Here is a 16,020-nt window from a genome sequence, read left to right on the forward strand (position 1 = left end):
CCTTCTTAACGCCTCCGGTAGAGGAAGGGCCCCTTCTTAACGCCGCGCCGCGGCGCCGGACCCGCAACCGCGTCGACGGCCGCGTCCACGACCGCGTCGAGGGCGGCGGCCACCTCGTCCGGGGTGCCGTCGCCGTCGAGCGTGACGAACGAGCCGAACTCCGGCAGTGCCCGGTACGCACCGTCCAGCGCGCGCAGGTGCGCCAGCTCCTCGGTGTCGATGCCCCGCGCGGCCACCCGCCGCTGCGCCACCCCGGGCGAGGTGGCGAGGAAACACACCACCGCCGGGCGCGGGAAGACCGCGTAGACGGCGCGTACCGCGCGCCGTCCCCGGTCGCCGCGGGCCGCCATGATCACGTCCTGGCACCAGGTCCACCGGTCCAGCACCGCCACCTGTCCGGTCAGGCGGGCCACCGCGACGGTCCGGGCCATCGCCGCCGCGCGCACCGTCGCCTCCAGCGCCGGATAGACGGTACGGCCGAACAGCGCCATCCCGTCGGCGCGGCCGAGCGCCCGCGCCAGCCGGTTCCACAGCGGCCGCCCACCGGCGTTCTCGAAGTACCGCGCCCGGACGCCCTGCTCGCGCAGCCGCGCCGCCAAAGCCCTGGCCTGGGTGGTCTTGCCGGAGCCGTCGACGCCGATCAGCGCGATCATCACGGGGCGGCCCATGGGCCCGGACGCTAACGCACCCGGACAACTCTCCACGGCACGTGTCGGATCCGGCCGGGCGGCTCCGACCCACCGGTGAGCGTGTCCGACCGGGACGCGCCGATACGCGGAGGAGCAGCGCATGGGCAACGTCGTCTACGGGGTGCACGTGTCGGTCGACGGCTTCATCGAGGGCCCGAACGGTGAGTTCGACTGGCCGGAGATGGGGGAGGAGCTGTCCGCGTACTCGATCGGGCTGGCCGAGCGGGCCGACGCCTTCGTCTACGGGCGGCGGGTGTGGGAGATGATGTCCTCCTACTGGCCGCAGGTCGAGTCGATCTCCGACCACCCGCACGACCTGGCGTTCGCGCCGATCTGGCGGCGTACCCCGAAGATCGTGGTCTCCCGCACGCTCGCCGAGGCCTCCCACGGCGCCGTGGTGGTCGGCGGCGGCGACCTGGCGAAGGAGTTCGCCGAGGTCCGTGAGCGGTTCCCCGGCGACCTGCTGGTCACCGGCGGCACCGGCGCGGCGACGGCGCTGGCCGCGCTCGGGCTCGTCGACACCTACGAGGTGATCGTGCACCCGGTGGTGCTCGGCGGCGGACGGCAGGTGCTGCCCGGCCTGGCCCGGCAGAGCCTGCGGCTGGTCGAGACGCGCACGTTCGACGGACGGTCGGTGCTGCTGCGCTACGGGCGGGCCTGACGCCTCAGCGGCCCCGGCGGCGGGGCCGGTACGTGGCGAGCGCGGCCGGCACGCCGCGCCGCATGATGCCGGCCCGGTCGCTGTCCCCGCGCAGCACCGCGGCGGCGGTCTTGCGGGCCTGCTCGACGGTGAAGTGCGGCGGCAGCATCAGCTCGGCCGGGTCCACCACGGCGTTCACCACCACCGGGCGGTCCGCGTCGAGCACCCGCTGCCACAGGCCGTCCACCCGGTCGGGGGAGTCGACCAGCTCACCGCCGAGGCCCAGCACCTCGGCCCACCTGTGGTACGCGACGTCCGGCAGGTCCTGGCTGTCCGGGAACATCGGCGTGCCCTCGCCGGACCGCTGCTCCCAGCTGACGAAGGCCAGATCCCGGTTGTTGAGCACCAGCACCACGAACCGGGGGTCGGCCCACTCCCGCCAGTACCTCGCCACCGTGATCAGCTCGTTGACGCCGTTCATCTGCATCGCGCCGTCGCCGAGCAGCGCGATCACCGGCCGGTCCGGGTGGGCGAACTTCGCCGCCAGCGCGTACGGCATGCCGCCGCCCATTGAGAGCAGCGTGCCGGAGAGGCTGGCCAGCATGCCGGGACGGACCCGCACGTGCCGGGCGTACCAGGCGGTGGCGGTGCCGCAGTCCACGGCGAGCATGGCGTCGCCTGGCAGCGCGTCGTCGAGCGAGGTGAACAGCGACTGCGGGTTGACCGGGTCGGCCGGCTGGGCGGCGACCTCGCGTTGCGAGGCCCCCCACTTGCCGGTGGCGTCGGTGAGGGTGGCCCGCCAGGCGGTCGGGCCCGGCCCCGGGCCCAGCTCCTTGAGCAGGGCGCGCAGCGTCGGCCCGGCGTCACCGGTCAGGTTCACCTCGGTCGGGTAACGCAACCCCATCCGGGTGCCGTCGATGTCGATCTGCACCGCCCGGGCCTGGCCCTCCGGCGGGTAGAACTCCGAGTACGGCATCTGGCTGCCGACGATCAGCAGCCTGTCGCACTCGCGCATGAGCTGCCAGCTCGGGCGGCTGCCGAGCAGGCCGATCGCGCCCGTCACCCAGGGCTGCCGGTGGTCGACGGCGGTGAAGCCGAGCAGCGCGGTGGCGACCCCGGCGCCGAGGCGGTCGGCGATCCGGCGTACCTCGTCCTCGGCGCCCAGCGCGCCCTGCCCGACCAGCATCGCCACCCGCTCGCCGCCGCGCAGCACCTCGGCGGCGCGGCGCACGTCGGCCTCCGGCGGCACCGTCGGCTCGCTGCTCGGCACCGCGCTGGTGTGGTAGTAGCCGTGGGCGTGCGGCGGGTGCGGCACCGCCGGCAGGTCCTGCACGTCGGAGGGCAGGACCAGGGCGGTCACGGTACGCCGGGCCAGCGCCGTCCGGCAGGCCCGGTCGACCAGGTGCCGGGCCTGCGACGGGTCGTCGAGCTGGGCCAGGAACGCCGACGCCACATCCTTGTAGAGGGAGAGCAGGTCCACCTCCTGGTAGTAGCCGCCGCCCTCGGCGGGCAGCGCGGTGTGCCCGAGCAGCGCCACCACCGGCTGGTGGTCGAGCTTCGCGTCGTAGAGGCCGTTGAGGGCGTGGATCGCGCCGGGGCCGCTGGTCACCACCACGCATCCGAGCGGGCCGCCGCCGTACTTGACGTGCGCGCCGGCCGCGAAACCGGCCGTCTCCTCGTGCCGGACCTGGATGAACCGGGCCCGCCCCTCGGCCCGCTGCAACGCCGAGGTCATGCCGTTGATCCCGTCGCCCGGGTAGCCGTAGTAGCGGTGCACGCCCCACTCGGCGAGCCGGGCCACCAGGTAGTCGGCGACGGTGGCGTCGCGGGGGAGGTTGCCGTCGTGATCCGCGCCCATCGTGGTCCCTCCGTCACCGTCGGCCTTCCGGCTCCGTTCCCCGCCCGGGACGACGGAAACCCGGCCCGCGCCGGAGCGACCGGGCGGGCCGGGCAGAATCGCCTGGTGCCCGTCCACGAGATCACCGACCCCGACGACGACCGGATCGCCGACTACCGCGCGCTCACCGACGTGGAGCTGCGTACCCGCTGGGAACCGCCGCACGGGCTGTTCATCGCCGAGGGGGAGCTGGTGCTGCGGCGGGCGCTGCGGGCCGGCTACCCGGCCCGGTCGTACCTGGTCGACGCCAAGCGGGTGGACCAGCTCGCCGACCTGGACACCGGTGACGCGCCGGTGTACGCGGCGACGCCGGACGTGCTCCAGCGCGCCACCGGTTTCCACGTGCACCGGGGCGTGCTCGCCTCGTTCCACCGCAAGCCGCTGCGCTCCGCCGACGAGGTGCTCGCCGCCGCCCGGCGGGTGGTGATCCTGGAGGACGTCAACAACCACACGAACCTGGGCGCGATCTTCCGGGGCGCCGCAGCGCTCGGCGTCGACGCGGTGCTGCTGTCCCCGACCTGCGCCGACCCGCTGTACCGGCGCAGCGTACGGGTCAGCATGGGCGAGGTGTTCGCGGTGCCGTACGCCAAGCTCGACAGCTGGCCCGGCGGGCTGGACCAGGTCCGGGCGGCCGGGTTCACAGTGCTCGCGATGACGCCGGCGCCTGATGCCGTACCGATGCAGCGGCTGACCCCGGCGCAGCGCGAGCGGGCGGCGTTGCTGCTCGGGGCGGAGGGGCCGGGGCTGACCGCGGCGGCGCAGGCCGCCAGCGACGTGCGGGTGGTGATCCCGATGCGGCGCGGCGTGGACTCGCTGAACGTGGCGGCCGCCGCGGCGGTGGCGTTCTGGGAGCTGGGGCGGGACGACGCGCTCTGACGTACGGCTTGCATGACCATGCGAGACCGTGCATAATCTTCCTTGTGTCCAAGGTTCTCACCTCCCTGCCCATCGGCGAACGTGTCGGCATCGCCTTCTCCGGCGGCCTCGACACCTCGGTGGCCGTCGCGTGGATGCGCGACAAGGGCGCCGTCCCCTGCGCCTACACCGCTGACATCGGCCAGTACGACGAGCCCGACATCGCCTCGGTGCCCGGCCGCGCGCTCAGCTACGGCGCCGAGGTCGCCCGCCTCGTCGACTGCCGCGCCGCCCTGGTCGAGGAAGGGCTGGCAGCGCTGACCTGCGGCGCCTTCCACATCCGCTCCGGCGGGCGGGCCTACTTCAACACCACGCCGCTGGGCCGGGCCGTGACCGGCACGCTGCTGGTCCGCGCGATGATCGCCGACGACGTGCAGATCTGGGGCGACGGCTCGACGTTCAAGGGCAACGACATCGAGCGGTTCTACCGGTACGGCCTGCTGGCGAACCCGCAGCTGCGGATCTACAAGCCGTGGCTGGACACCGACTTCGTCACCGAGCTGGGCGGCCGCACCGAGATGTCGGAGTGGCTGCTGGAGCGCGGCCTGCCCTACCGGGACAGCACCGAGAAGGCGTACTCCACCGACGCCAACATCTGGGGCGCCACCCACGAGGCCAAGACGCTCGAACACCTGGACACCGGCATCGAGACCGTCGAGCCGATCATGGGCGTGAAGTTCTGGGACCCGTCCGTGGAGATCCCGGCCGAGGACGTCACCATCGGCTTCGACCAGGGCCGGCCGGTGACGATCAACGGCAAGGAGTTCGGCAGCGCCGTCGACCTGGTGCTGGAGGCCAACGCCATCGGCGGCCGGCACGGCCTGGGCATGTCCGACCAGATCGAGAACCGGATCATCGAGGCCAAGAGCCGGGGCATCTACGAGGCCCCCGGCATGGCGCTGCTGCACGCCGCGTACGAGCGGCTCGTCAACGCCATCCACAACGAGGACACGCTCGCGAACTACCACAACGAGGGCCGCCGCCTCGGCCGCCTCATGTACGAGGGCCGCTGGCTGGACCCGCAGGCGCTGATGCTGCGCGAGTCGTTGCAGCGCTGGGTCGGCACGGCGGTCACCGGCGAGGTCACGCTGCGGCTGCGCCGGGGCGAGGACTACTCGATCCTCGACACCACCGGCCCGGCGTTCAGCTACCACCCGGACAAGCTGTCGATGGAGCGCACCCAGGACTCGGCGTTCGGCCCGGCCGACCGGATCGGCCAGCTCACCATGCGCAACCTCGACATCGCCGACTCCCGCGCCAAGCTGGAGCAGTACGCCTCCGTCGGCATGGTCGGCGGCGGCACCCCGCAGCGGATCGTCGGCGCCGCCCAGGCGGCCTCGACCGGGCTGATCGGCGCCATGCCGCAGGGCGGCGCGGAGGCCATCGCCTCCCGGGGCGTGCCCACCGCCGAGGACGAGGCGCTCGACCGGGCCGCGATGGAGTTCGGCGTCGACTGATCGCCGCCGTCCGCGGACCGTCGTCCCTCCGGGCAGCGGTCCGCGGCTCGTCTCACTGACCGCCCGCCGGTCCCGCCTCCCCGCGGGCCGGCGGGCGGTGTGGCTTTCGGCAACGGTGGTGACGCAGGGTAGCGTATCGCCCGTGTTCCCTACCGTGCGTGAGGTGCTGGACCTGGTGCCCGTGCGCCACGGCGCGCCGCGCCTGGTCGCCGGGAACGCCGGGCTGGACCGGTCGGTGCGCTGGGTGCACATCGCCGAGGTGCCCGACATCGCCACCCTGCTCGGCGGCGGGGAACTGGTCCTCACCACCGGGATCGGCCTGCCGGGCGACGACGCCGGGCTCCGCGAGTTCATCGGCGCCCTGGCCGACGTCGGCGTCTCCGGGCTGGTGGTCGAACTGGGCCGCCGCTACGTCAGCGGAGTACCACGCGTGATGGCCGCCGCCGCCGAACGACGTGGCCTGCCCCTGATCGAGCTGCGCCGGGGCACACCGTTCGTCCGGATCACCGAGGCGGTGCACGCGCTGATCGTGGACGCCCAGCTCACCGAGCTGCGCGCCACCGAGGAGATCCACCAGCGGTTCACCGAACTGTCGGTGGAGGGCGCCGAACCGGCTGAGGTGCTGCGGCAGGCCGCCGAGCTGGCCGGCTGCCCGATGGTGCTGGAGAACCTGTCCCGGCAGGTGCTCGCGTACGACCCGGCGGGGGAGAACGCCCAACTGCTGCTGGACGGCTGGGAGCGGCACTCGCGGCAGATCCGCCCGCCCGGGCGCACCGCGTACGACCCGGACAGCGGCTGGCTCGTCACCACAGTGGGCGCGCGGGGACAGGACTGGGGACGGCTGCTGCTGCGCTGGCCGGCGACCGAGTCCACCCCGCCGACCCGGCTGACCATCCTGATCGAACGGGCCGCCTCCACGCTGGCGCTGGGCCGGCTGATCCGGCGCGACGCCGAGGGCCTGGAACGGCAGATCCACCGTACGCTGCTGACCGCCCTGATCGACCACACCCGTCCGGTGGACGAGGTGGCGCTGCGCGCCAAGGCGCTCGGCGTCGTCCTGGACCGCCGCCACCTGGTCGGCGTCGTGGTCCGGCACCGCGCCGAGGAGCCGTCCGGTGACGCGGGCGCCCCCGACGACGAGCCGGCCGCCGCCCGCCGGGGCGCGCGCCGCGACACCGACGCCGAGGACCCGGAAGCCGGCCCGGCCCGGCTGCGCGACCTCGCCGAGGCGGTCAGCCAGGCCGTCCGGGACGCCAAGCTCACCGCGCTGACCAGCCCGCTCGACGACCAGGCCGTGGGCGCGCTGCTGGCGCTCCCCGACCCGGCCGCCGAGGAGAAGGCACTGTCCGCGTTCGCCGCGGCGTTGCGCCGGGTACGCCTCGACGCCGCCCCCGCCGCCCGCCCGGCGTCCCGCCCGTCGGAGTCGCCTGACCGGCCCGCCGGACGGGCCGCCGCGTCGGGGAGCGCGCGGCCGGTCGACGCGCCGCCCCGAGCCGCGATCGTGGTGGCGGCCGGGTCCGGTGTGGGCAGCCTGCGCGAGGCACGCCGGTCGTTGATCGAGGCGCGGCAGGTGGCGGAGGCGGCGCGGCGGGATCCCCGGGATCTGCCCTGCTACCGGCTGCCGCACGTGGGGCTGGCCGGACTGCTGCACCTGTTGCGTGACGAGCCCCGGTTGCAGACGTTCGTCGAGCGTGAACTCGGGCCGCTGCTCGCCTACGACGCCCAGCACCCGCGGGAGCAGTTGCTCGGCACGCTGCGGGCGTACCTGGAGCAGGGGCGCAACAAGTCGGCCGGCGCGGCCGCCGCGCACCTGTCCCGGCCCGCGTTCTACGAACGGCTGGCCCGCATCGGCCGCATCCTCGACGCCGACCTCGACTCGGTGGACAGGTGCCTGTCCCTGCACGTGGCCCTGCTCGCCCTGGACGCCATCCGCACCCCCTGACGCCGCCCGGGCCAAACCCTGCCCGTCCCGCCCTCCGCCCCTCCGCGCTGTCCCGCGTTGATCTTGGAGTTGTGGCGCCCGTAATGCCCCTGAAGCGAGGTCTGCGCGGTGCCACAACTCCAAGATCGATGACGTGTGGGCGGTCAGGTCAGGGCGGTCAGGGTCTTGGCGTAGAGGGCGGGGACGTAGTTGTCGCCGCCGGGGGTGAACACGTCGGAGGTGGCCGCCGCCTGCCAGGCGGTGTCGGGCAGTGCCGCCACCAGGGCGCGCACCACCGGGGCGTCGCGCCACTGGTCCTGCTGGGCGAGCAGGCTCAGCGCGACCACCGACTCCTCCACCTCGCCCACGCACTCGAACGGCTTGTGCCCGTCGATGCCGAGCAGCTCCCGGTAGCCGGGGATCTGGGACTCGTCGGCCAGCAGGTCACCGCCGAAGATGCCGGTCAGCCGCTCCCGGGGCATGAACGGCGCCATGGCCAGGAACACGAACCGGCACTTCGGGCAGTCGCGGCACCAGCGCTCGCTCGCGTCGCGCAGCTTGAACGCCGCGTTGCAGCTGGTCACCACCGCGTCGTACCGGTCGATCTCGGCGAACAGCCGGGCGATGTGCAGCTCGGACAGGGAGCGCAGCAACGAGAAGTACGGCTCGGTGAGCCCGGCGTGCTCGGCCAGCGCCGCGCGCAGCAGCCCTTCCGCCTCGACGCCCTTCGACCACTGGTGGTTGATCTCGTGGCCGTTCCAGATCAGGTTCGGGTCGGACGCGGAACGCTCGTTCGACATCACCACCGGGCCGAGCCCGTGCAGGACGGCGGTGGCCACGGCGATCAGTGAGTTGATCGCGGTGACCGGGATGTGCCCGTTGCGCGCCCCTGCCGCGTTCAGCTCGAACAGCACCGGGTCGAGCCGCCGCCGGGCGGCCAGCGGCACCAGGTCGGACGCCTCGTTCACCGACACGATCACGTGGTTCGGGTTGACCGAGAACGGCACCGGGTCGAGGCCGGCGCGGCGCAGCGCCTCCAGCGTGACGATGGAGTCCTTGCCGCCGCCCACCGCCGACAGCGGACGACGGTCGGAGTTGTCCACCGGCACCGCCGGGTCCACGGTGCCGGACGGCACCTCGGGACGCAGTTCCAGCACGTGCGGCAGCTCGTTGCGGTACGCGTACTCGGCGAGGCCCTTGGTGTAGACGGCGGTGACCAGCGCGACGGCGGCGGCGCCCAGCGGTGCGGGCAGCACCAGCCGGGGCGGCGCGGCGGCCTTGTAGTAGCTGACGCCGGCGACCACGTGCAGCAGCTCCAGCACCCGGGCCAGGGTGGCCGCTGTGGCGTCGGAGACGGGCTCGGCCGGCAGCGGAAGCGTGATCACCTCGGTGAACCGCTGCTCGCCGTCGGGACCGGTCAGGGCGTAGTCGAACAGGACCTCGCCGGTGGCGAAGTCGATCGAGTAGGACGGGAAGGTGAAGGCGTCCATCCGCCGCAGCTGCTCGTTGGGCACACGCCATACTAGGCCCTGGTTCGTCCGTCCGTGTCCGGCTGGGCCGGACCCTGCCCGCCGTCGACCGAGTCCGAGGAGAGCCCGTGCGCCTGTCTGATCTGCGCGGACGTCATGTCGCCGTCTGGGGCGCCGGCCGCGAGGGCCGGGCCGCGGTGACCGCGATCGCCGCGCACGGGCCGGCCGGCCTGGTCGTCGTCGACGACAGCGCCAACTTCCTCACCCTGCCCTGGGACGGTCCGCTGGCCGCCGCCGCGCCGCTCGTCACCGGCGAGGAGGGATTCGAGCGCCTCGCAGCCGCCGACGTGGTGGTCCGCTCGCCGGGTGTGCCGAACACCCACCCGTGGATGGTGGAGCTGCGCCGCCGGTCAGTGCCCGTCACGCAGGGCAGCGCGCTGTGGATGGCCGACCACGCGGACCGGACCGTCGGGGTGACCGGCAGCAAGGGCAAGAGCACCACGTCCAGCCTGATCAGTCACCTGCTCACCGCGATGGACCGGCCGAACGTGTTCGGCGGCAACATCGGGGTGCCGCTGCTGGACCTGCCCGAGGCGGAGCTGTACGTGCTGGAGCTGTCCAGCTACCAGTGCTCCGACCTGACCGACTCGCCGCGGGTGGCGGTGGTGACCGCGCTGTTCCCGGAGCATCTGGACGCGCACGGCGGTGAGCGGGAGTACTACCGGGACAAGCTGAACCTGATCGCGCACGGCCCGCACGCCGTGGTGGTCAACGGCGCCGACCCGCGGCTGGCGGCGGAGCTGGGCGACCGTGCGGCGGTACGCGCCGGCTCGCCGGACACCACGCATGTGGCCACCGGGCCGGACGGCACGCAGTGGTTCCACCTGCGGGACACGCCGCTGTTCCCGCGCGCCGTGCTGCCGCTGGTCGGGCGGCACAACGAGGGCAACCTCTGCGTCGCGCTGGCGGTGCTGGACGCGCTCGGCGTCGATGTGGTGGCGCGCAAGGACAGCCTCGCCGTGGCGGTCGCCGAGTTCCAGGGCCTGGCGCACCGGCTCACCGAGATCGCCGACCCGTCCGGGCTGACGTTCGTCGACGACACGCTCGCCACCAGCCCGTACGCGGCCATGCACGCGATCGACGCGTACGAGGGACGGCCGCTGACCGTGATCGTCGGCGGGGCCGACCGAGGGCTGGACTACAGCCCGCTGCGTGCGCACCTGGCCGGCCGGGAGATCACAGTGATCGGCGTGCCGGACAGCGGCCCCCGCATCGTGGAGGCGCTGTCCGGGCTGCCGTCGGTGCGTACCGAACTGGCCGACGACCTGGTCGCCGCCGTCGGGCTGTCCCGCAAGCTCACCCCGGCCGGCGGGGTGGTGCTGTTGTCCCCGGCGGCGCCGAGCTACGGCCGGTTCCGCAACTTCGAGCACCGCTCCGAGGTGTTCGCGCAGGCGGTCGCCGACACCGCCCGCTGAGTCAGCCGCGCTCCGCCCGCGTGTGCCGCGGCGGCCCCGGCTCGGCCGACAGGATCGCGTCGAGGGACTCGGTGGGTGCCGAGCTGTCGACCGGCTCGCGCGGTGCCGGCGCGACCTCGGTGGGCGCGGCCGCCGGGCCGACGTCGGTCGCCCGCCGCTTGACCGGCGTCCACGCGAACGCGAGCGCGCCGCCGACGAGCGCCAGCAGCATGCCGATCAGGAACCCGCCCAGGTTCGAGGTGAGCCAGGAGACCAGCCCGAGCACGAGGGAGAGCACCGCGTAGAAGACGCGTTGCTGCGGCGTGGTGATCAGCAGCACGCCGCAGATCACCAGGATCAGGGGGACCAGGTACGCGGCCAGCCCTTGCGGCCCGACGTGCAGCAGCACCCCGAGCGGCGCGCGCAGCGTCACGAGCATCTCCGCGCCGCCGAGCGCGATGAGCAGCCCGGCGGTGAACGGCCGCGCCCGGCGCCAGCGCCGCCAGCGTGTACGGACGCCGGCGGCGGGCGCCGAGTGCTGTCCTGCGGTCACGTCAGCACCCTTCGGAGCTGAAGCCCATGCGCAGGTTGGGCAGCGTGAAGACGGCGGCGGTGGTGGCGTAGTTGTTCTGCCGCAGGTTGGTGATGGTCACGGTGTCGGCCTGCTGGGCGAACACGCCCGGGTTGCCCTTGACCCCGGGGACCTTGTCGACGGTGCTGGCGTCCTGCCCGACGTCGATGTTCTTGAAGGAGGCGTTACCGGCGATCTCGTCGCCGTCGACCACGAGCGTGCGGGCGGTCACCGGCTTGCCGGAATTGCCGGCGGTGATCCGCAGGTTGGTCCCGCCCAGGTTGATGCTCTGGCAGAGATTGGTCAGCTCGGCCTTGTCGATCGCCGAGACGATCACGAGCACCTGCCCGCCGGTGTCGCCCTGGTTGGGGCTGTCCGGGATCATCTGGTCGAGCGTGGCGAACTGCTCGAACCCGGTGCCCTCCAGTTTGTCGGCGGTGACAGTGAACGGCATGCCCGAGATGGCGAACTGCGCGCCGAGCACACCCTGCGCGGTCAGCACCACCATGCCGGCCGCGCCGGCCGCCACGGCGCCGAACGTGACAGCGAACCGGCGCCAGCGTACGCCGCTTCTCGGTTGATCGGTCTCGATCTGCTCGATCTGCTCCGACATGCCGGCCCCTTTCGAGATCAATTCATCTGCGACGATGTGAATTGGCTTCGCAGGATGTGCGCGCCGAGGGGCGCAGGCCGAAGTTACCGCTGAGTAAAGGGGCGGTCAACTGCCTGTAGCAGATCGTTGGGCGGCATTTGCCAAAAGCGGCCAAAGTGAAAAACCGCTGCGGTTTTCCACCGCTCAGGGCTGGCTGGGCGCGCAGGGCGCGGTCGCGGCCGGGCCGTCGTCCGCCCGGGCCGCCCGGGCGACACGGCCCGCCTCCCGCGGGCCGAGGAACGGCGCGGTGGCCGCGTACGTGAGCGCCGGCAGCAGCAACGGCAGCTCCTCGGCCCGCCCCTGCGCCACCCGCTCACGGATGGTGGCGTGGATGCCGCCGACCACAATGGACAACAGTGCGTCCCGGTCCACGCCGGCCGGATCCGGCCCGGCGTCGGCGAAGAACCGGCGGAAGCTGCTCAGCAGCGCGTCGCGCTCCCGGCGTGCGTCGGGGCCGGCCGCGTCCACCTCGACCAGCGCCATCCGGGCGAAGGCGGGCACGCTCGCCAGCACGTCGAGCAGCGTGCGCAGCGCCGCCCGGGCGGCCTCCGGCCAGTCCGGGCCGGCGTCGCGGTAGGCGTCCTCCATCAGGTGCGACACCACCGCGATGCCGTGCCGGTACGCGGCCAGGAACGCGTCCTGCTTGCCGCTGAACAGCGCGTAGAACGCGGGCCGGGTGACCCCGGCGGCGTGGCAGATGTCGCTGACCCGGGCGTTGTCGTACCCCCGGGTGGCGACCTCCCGGACCAGCCCGTCGAAGAGGCGGTCGCGCTGGGTCGCCGCCACCTCCTCGGCCGGCACGCGTCGCGGGCCGCGCTTGATGGCGCGGTCCGGGTCGCGGCCGTGGCGGGCACCCGGCAGGGGCACGGGCGCCGGCGACGGCGGGCTCGGGACTGTCACTCATCGACCTTTCTTGATGCGTTGACTTTACGACCCTCCGAGGTTTATAACTTTCGACACGCTCAGTTCACGCCTCGTCACCGCTGGTGATCTCTTCTCGTCGGTCACCCGAACGCGTCGAAGGAGGGCCGGATGGCTGCCATTATCGCCGCGCGCACCCGTCCCCCCAAGGCCGGAGAGATCCAGGTGACGCGGCGTCGCCGCACTGCGCCACGCCGCCCGGCCCGCTGAGGCCGCAGCGGCGCACCACCACCTGCGGCGGCCCGATCCCGGCCGCCGCACCCACCGGCTCCGTCCATGCCGGACGCCGCCGGCACCGTTTCCTGTCCCACCGCCGGAAGGAACAACCATGCCCAGGTACGGACGCATCGGCGCGGGCCTCGCCGCCCTGGCGCTGCTGACCGGTCTGGTCGGCGCCGCCCCCGCCACCGCCGCACCCTCCACCTCGCTCGCCAGCGCCGTGCTGACCTACCCGACCGTCGCCGGCACCGCCGTGTCGGTGGGCGACGTCATCCAGGCCAGCCTGCGCAGCGGCACCAACGCCACGTTCTACTCCTCGACCAGCGGCACCACCGGCATCAAGTGCGCCGCGTCCAGCTTCAGCGCCAAGGTGCTGACCAACCCGACCGCACCCGGAACCGCGACCGAGAGCCTCACCGCGCAGTCGTTCACCAGCTGCACGACGAACGTCTTCGGCACCACCGGCGTGCAGAGCGTCACGGTCAACAACCTGCCGTACACCACCTCGGTGACCAGCGCCGGCGTGGTCAAGATCTCCGGGACGACGGCGGCGCCGATCCAGAGCACAGTCGTGCTCAACTCGCTGCTCGGCGCGATCACCTGCGTCTACCGCACCAGCACGAACTCGCTGACCGGCACGGCGTCCAACGCCACCAACTCGATCAGCTTCACCAACCAGCCCCTGACCAAGTTCTCCGGCCCGTCGCTGTGCTTCGGCACCGCGTACTTCACCGCGTCGTACTCGCCGGTGAAGGACACCAGCAAGACCGGCAGCCCGGCGGTCTACGTCAACTGACACCCGGCTCTCGGGCCGGTGCGCGGCGATTCGCCGGGCGCCGGCCCGCACGCCGGTTCAGCCGGCCGTCAGCGTCGCGTGCAGCGCGCGCATCGACCGCAGCGCCGACCGGATCTCCTGGAGGTAGCGGCCCGGAGTCAGGGTCGGCTCCGGTACCGCCACCGCGGCACGCGCGGCCGGGTCCACACCGACCGTCTCGATGCCGCACCCGTACGGCACGGCGAGCGTCCGCAGCGCGTCGCAGTGCTGGAACGGCACGTAGATCGGGGCGGTCACCATCAGCACCGGGTCGTCCGCGCGCAGCCGCACATGCTCGGCCCAGAACCGCTGCGTGTCGGCGGTGTGCGCGCGACGGCGGTCCGGTTCGCTCGACGGCGCGGCGAGCACCCGTACCGGGGGCAGCCCGGCCGGCCGGTAGGTGCGCGAGGACCAGGCCCGGTGCGGATGATCGGCCGGCTCGCCGCGCTCGTCGTCCGGCTCGTTTACCCCGAACGCCAGCCGCACCCCGGCGTCGAGGACGTCCACCTCGGTGGCGCAGCCGGACAGGCCGGCGGCGTCGAGCGTGCGGGACTCGGCCGCTGACAGCGGCCGGAAGCTGCCGAGCACGGCCACCTCGCCGGTCACCTCGGCCGCCGTCCGGGCCAGCACCGCCGCGTACGCGGTACGCCGCAGGCAGGCGTGCGCCAGCCCGCCGAGCACCAGCAGGTGCGCGTACCCGGATCGGGCCGGCGCGACGGCGCGGACCAGGCCCAGCGCGGCGGCGGCGCTCAGCACCAGTCCGGCGGTGGCCGGGTCGAACGCCGGCTCCCGGGCGTCCGGGCGTTCCCGTCCCTGCCGGAAGTCCCAGCGGCGGGCGGAGAACGCGTCCAGCCCGGCCAGCACCGCAGCCAGGTCGCCGCCGGGCCAGTCACCGCCGAAGTGCGCCACGAGACGCCGCACCGGCGCCGACTCCACCCAGGACCGGACCCCGGCCAGGAGTTGCGCCCGCGTCGTGCCCGCCGCGCCGCCCGGCAGCGTCACCTGATCCGTCCGCACCCGGCGGATGCTACCGCCCGGGACAGTTGTTTCTGCCCCGGTCGCGGTGGGAGCGTGCGGGGATCCACCTCCGCTGAAGGGTGCGCCGATGACCTCCGACGACCTGCTGGCCCGGCACCGGGCCGTGCTCCCCTCCTGGATGCCGCTCTACTATGCCGAACCGCTGGAACTCGTCGCCGGTTCCGGCCGCCGGGTCACCGACGCGGCCGGCCGGACCTATCTGGACTTCTTCGGCGGGGTGCTGACCACGATGGTCGGCCACGACATCCCGGAGATCCGGGAGGCGGTCGAGCGACAGCTGCGGACCGGGCTCGTGCACACCTCGACGCTCTACCTGATCCGGCAGCAGGTCGAGCTGGCCGAGAAGATCGCCCGGCTCTCCGGCATCCCGGACGCCCGCGTGTTCTTCACCAACTCCGGCACCGAGGCGAACGAGGCCGCGCTGCTGGTCGCCACGAACCACCGGCGCTCGCACCAGATCCTCGCGGTGCGCAACAGCTACCACGGCCGGTCGTACGCGACGATGGGCGTCACCGGCAACCGCGGCTGGTCGGCCAGCGCCCTCAACCCGTTGCAGGTGGCCTGGCTGCACTCCGGTGAACGGCTGCGCGGACTGCTGGCCCGGCTCGACGCCGCCGACCGGGTCGACGCGGCGGTCGAGGACCTGCGCGAGGTGCTCGCCACCCAGACCGCGGGCGACGTGGCCTGCCTGATCGCCGAGCCGGTGCAGGGTGTCGGTGGCTTCGTGCACGGACCGGACGGGCTCTTCGCCGCCTGGAAGAAGGTGCTCGACGAGCACGGCATCCTGCTGATCAGCGACGAGGTGCAGACCGGGTGGGGGCGTACCGGCGAGCACTTCTGGGGCTACCAGGCGCACGGCGTGACGCCGGACCTGCTCACGTTCGCCAAGGGCATCGGCAACGGGTTCGCGCTCGCCGGGGTGGTCGGCCGGGCCGAGGTGCTGGAGTCGGTGCCGGCGATCAGCTTCTCCACGTTCGGCGGCAACCCGGTCTCCACCGCCGCTGGCAACGCGGTGCTCGACTACCTGCTCGACCACGACCTGCAGGGCAACGCCGCCCGGGTCGGCGCGATCCTGGGCGACGGCCTGCGCGCCGCCGTCGCCGGGCTGGAGCAGGTCGCCGAGGTACGCGGCAAGGGCCTGATGCTCGCCGTCGAGTTCGTCCACCCGGGCACCGTCGAGCCGGACGCGGAGCTGACCACCCGCGTCTTCGAGGCGTGCCGGGCCGGCGGCCTGCTCGTGGGCAAGGGCGGCCTCTACGGCAACGTGATCCGGATGGGCCCGCCGCTGACGCTCACCGAGGACGAGGCCCGGGAGGGCCTGACGATCATGGTCGACGCGATCCGCGCCTCGATCGAGGCGTGA

14 protein-coding genes are annotated in these 16,020 nt (G+C 73.5%); 7 read left to right on the forward strand and 7 right to left on the reverse strand.

What is annotated here, in order from left to right:
* Window positions 1-5: 5 nt before the first annotated feature.
* Window positions 6-668: a thymidylate kinase gene (locus ML5_RS20295; RefSeq protein WP_013475948.1), complete on the reverse strand. Its 663-nt coding sequence runs from the start codon at window positions 666-668 to the stop codon at window positions 6-8.
* Window positions 669-789: 121 nt separating this feature from the next.
* On the opposite strand from ML5_RS20295, the gene ML5_RS20300 reads away from it, so the two are divergent.
* Complete coding sequence (locus ML5_RS20300; RefSeq protein WP_013475949.1) at window positions 790-1,350, forward strand: dihydrofolate reductase family protein; 561 nt, start codon at window positions 790-792, stop codon at window positions 1,348-1,350.
* A 4-nt stretch (window positions 1,351-1,354) separates the two neighbouring features.
* On the opposite strand, the gene ML5_RS20305 is transcribed toward ML5_RS20300, so the two are convergent.
* Window positions 1,355-3,187 carry a thiamine pyrophosphate-requiring protein gene (locus ML5_RS20305; RefSeq protein WP_013475950.1) on the reverse strand — a complete coding sequence of 611 codons (1,833 nt, stop codon included), beginning with the start codon at window positions 3,185-3,187 and terminating at the stop codon, window positions 1,355-1,357.
* Window positions 3,188-3,289: 102 nt separating this feature from the next.
* Here ML5_RS20305 and ML5_RS20310 point away from each other — a divergent pair, with 102 nt between their 5' ends.
* The 3 genes from ML5_RS20310 to ML5_RS20320 all read left to right on the forward strand — a co-directional run bounded on the left by ML5_RS20310 (window position 3,290) and on the right by ML5_RS20320 (window position 7,540).
* Window positions 3,290-4,102, forward strand: coding sequence for an RNA methyltransferase (locus tag ML5_RS20310; RefSeq protein ID WP_221488565.1), 813 nt, complete (start codon window positions 3,290-3,292; stop codon window positions 4,100-4,102).
* 44 nt (window positions 4,103-4,146) lie between these two features.
* A complete protein-coding gene (argG, locus tag ML5_RS20315; protein WP_013475951.1) occupies window positions 4,147-5,598 on the forward strand; it encodes an argininosuccinate synthase in 1,452 nt (483 codons plus the stop codon).
* A gap of 142 nt (window positions 5,599-5,740) precedes the next feature.
* Window positions 5,741-7,540 carry a PucR family transcriptional regulator gene (locus ML5_RS20320; RefSeq protein ID WP_013475952.1) on the forward strand — a complete coding sequence of 600 codons (1,800 nt, stop codon included), beginning with the start codon at window positions 5,741-5,743 and terminating at the stop codon, window positions 7,538-7,540.
* A 143-nt stretch (window positions 7,541-7,683) separates the two neighbouring features.
* Here the strand turns inward: ML5_RS20320 and ML5_RS20325 are convergent, their stop codons facing one another.
* Window positions 7,684-9,033 carry a hypothetical protein gene (locus ML5_RS20325; RefSeq protein ID WP_013475953.1) on the reverse strand — a complete coding sequence of 450 codons (1,350 nt, stop codon included), beginning with the start codon at window positions 9,031-9,033 and terminating at the stop codon, window positions 7,684-7,686.
* 83 nt (window positions 9,034-9,116) lie between these two features.
* Here ML5_RS20325 and murD point away from each other — a divergent pair, with 83 nt between their 5' ends.
* Complete coding sequence (gene murD, locus ML5_RS20330; RefSeq protein ID WP_013475954.1) at window positions 9,117-10,463, forward strand: UDP-N-acetylmuramoyl-L-alanine--D-glutamate ligase; 1,347 nt, start codon at window positions 9,117-9,119, stop codon at window positions 10,461-10,463.
* Between the two features lies 1 nt (window position 10,464).
* Here the strand turns inward: murD and ML5_RS20335 are convergent, their stop codons facing one another.
* From ML5_RS20335 to ML5_RS20345, 3 genes are all read right to left on the reverse strand, one after another.
* Window positions 10,465-10,995: a DUF6114 domain-containing protein gene (locus tag ML5_RS20335; protein WP_013475955.1), complete on the reverse strand. Its 531-nt coding sequence runs from the start codon at window positions 10,993-10,995 to the stop codon at window positions 10,465-10,467.
* Window position 10,996: 1 nt separating this feature from the next.
* Complete coding sequence (locus ML5_RS20340) at window positions 10,997-11,626, reverse strand: DUF6230 family protein (protein ID WP_013287351.1); 630 nt, start codon at window positions 11,624-11,626, stop codon at window positions 10,997-10,999.
* A gap of 183 nt (window positions 11,627-11,809) precedes the next feature.
* A complete protein-coding gene (locus ML5_RS20345; protein ID WP_013475956.1) occupies window positions 11,810-12,565 on the reverse strand; it encodes a TetR/AcrR family transcriptional regulator in 756 nt (251 codons plus the stop codon).
* Window positions 12,566-12,914: 349 nt separating this feature from the next.
* Between ML5_RS20345 and ML5_RS20350 the strand changes: the two genes are divergently transcribed.
* Window positions 12,915-13,601, forward strand: a complete 687-nt coding sequence (locus ML5_RS20350; RefSeq protein ID WP_013287349.1) for a hypothetical protein — start codon at window positions 12,915-12,917, stop codon at window positions 13,599-13,601.
* A gap of 57 nt (window positions 13,602-13,658) precedes the next feature.
* Here the strand turns inward: ML5_RS20350 and ML5_RS20355 are convergent, their stop codons facing one another.
* Window positions 13,659-14,621: a hypothetical protein gene (locus ML5_RS20355; RefSeq protein WP_013475957.1), complete on the reverse strand. Its 963-nt coding sequence runs from the start codon at window positions 14,619-14,621 to the stop codon at window positions 13,659-13,661.
* 103 nt (window positions 14,622-14,724) lie between these two features.
* Between ML5_RS20355 and ML5_RS20360 the strand changes: the two genes are divergently transcribed.
* The gene (locus ML5_RS20360) at window positions 14,725-16,020 is read left to right on the forward strand and encodes an aspartate aminotransferase family protein (protein WP_013475958.1); all 1,296 of its coding nucleotides are present in this window, start codon (window positions 14,725-14,727) and stop codon (window positions 16,018-16,020) included.

The sequence above is a fragment of the Micromonospora sp. L5 genome (assembly GCF_000177655.2).
Classification (GTDB): domain Bacteria; phylum Actinomycetota; class Actinomycetes; order Mycobacteriales; family Micromonosporaceae; genus Micromonospora; species Micromonospora aurantiaca.

Coding starts and splice junctions, on each gene's coding strand:
- ML5_RS20340 (WP_013287351.1), bottom strand. CDS start 11,626: ATGTCGGAGCAGATCGAGCAGATCGAGACCGATCAACCGAGAAGCGGC.
- ML5_RS20305 (WP_013475950.1), bottom strand. CDS start 3,187: ATGGGCGCGGATCACGACGGCAACCTCCCCCGCGACGCCACCGTCGCC.
- ML5_RS20350 (WP_013287349.1), top strand. CDS start 12,915: ATGCCCAGGTACGGACGCATCGGCGCGGGCCTCGCCGCCCTGGCGCTG.
- ML5_RS20360 (WP_013475958.1), top strand. CDS start 14,725: ATGACCTCCGACGACCTGCTGGCCCGGCACCGGGCCGTGCTCCCCTCC.
- ML5_RS20295 (WP_013475948.1), bottom strand. CDS start 668: ATGGGCCGCCCCGTGATGATCGCGCTGATCGGCGTCGACGGCTCCGGC.
- ML5_RS20300 (WP_013475949.1), top strand. CDS start 790: ATGGGCAACGTCGTCTACGGGGTGCACGTGTCGGTCGACGGCTTCATC.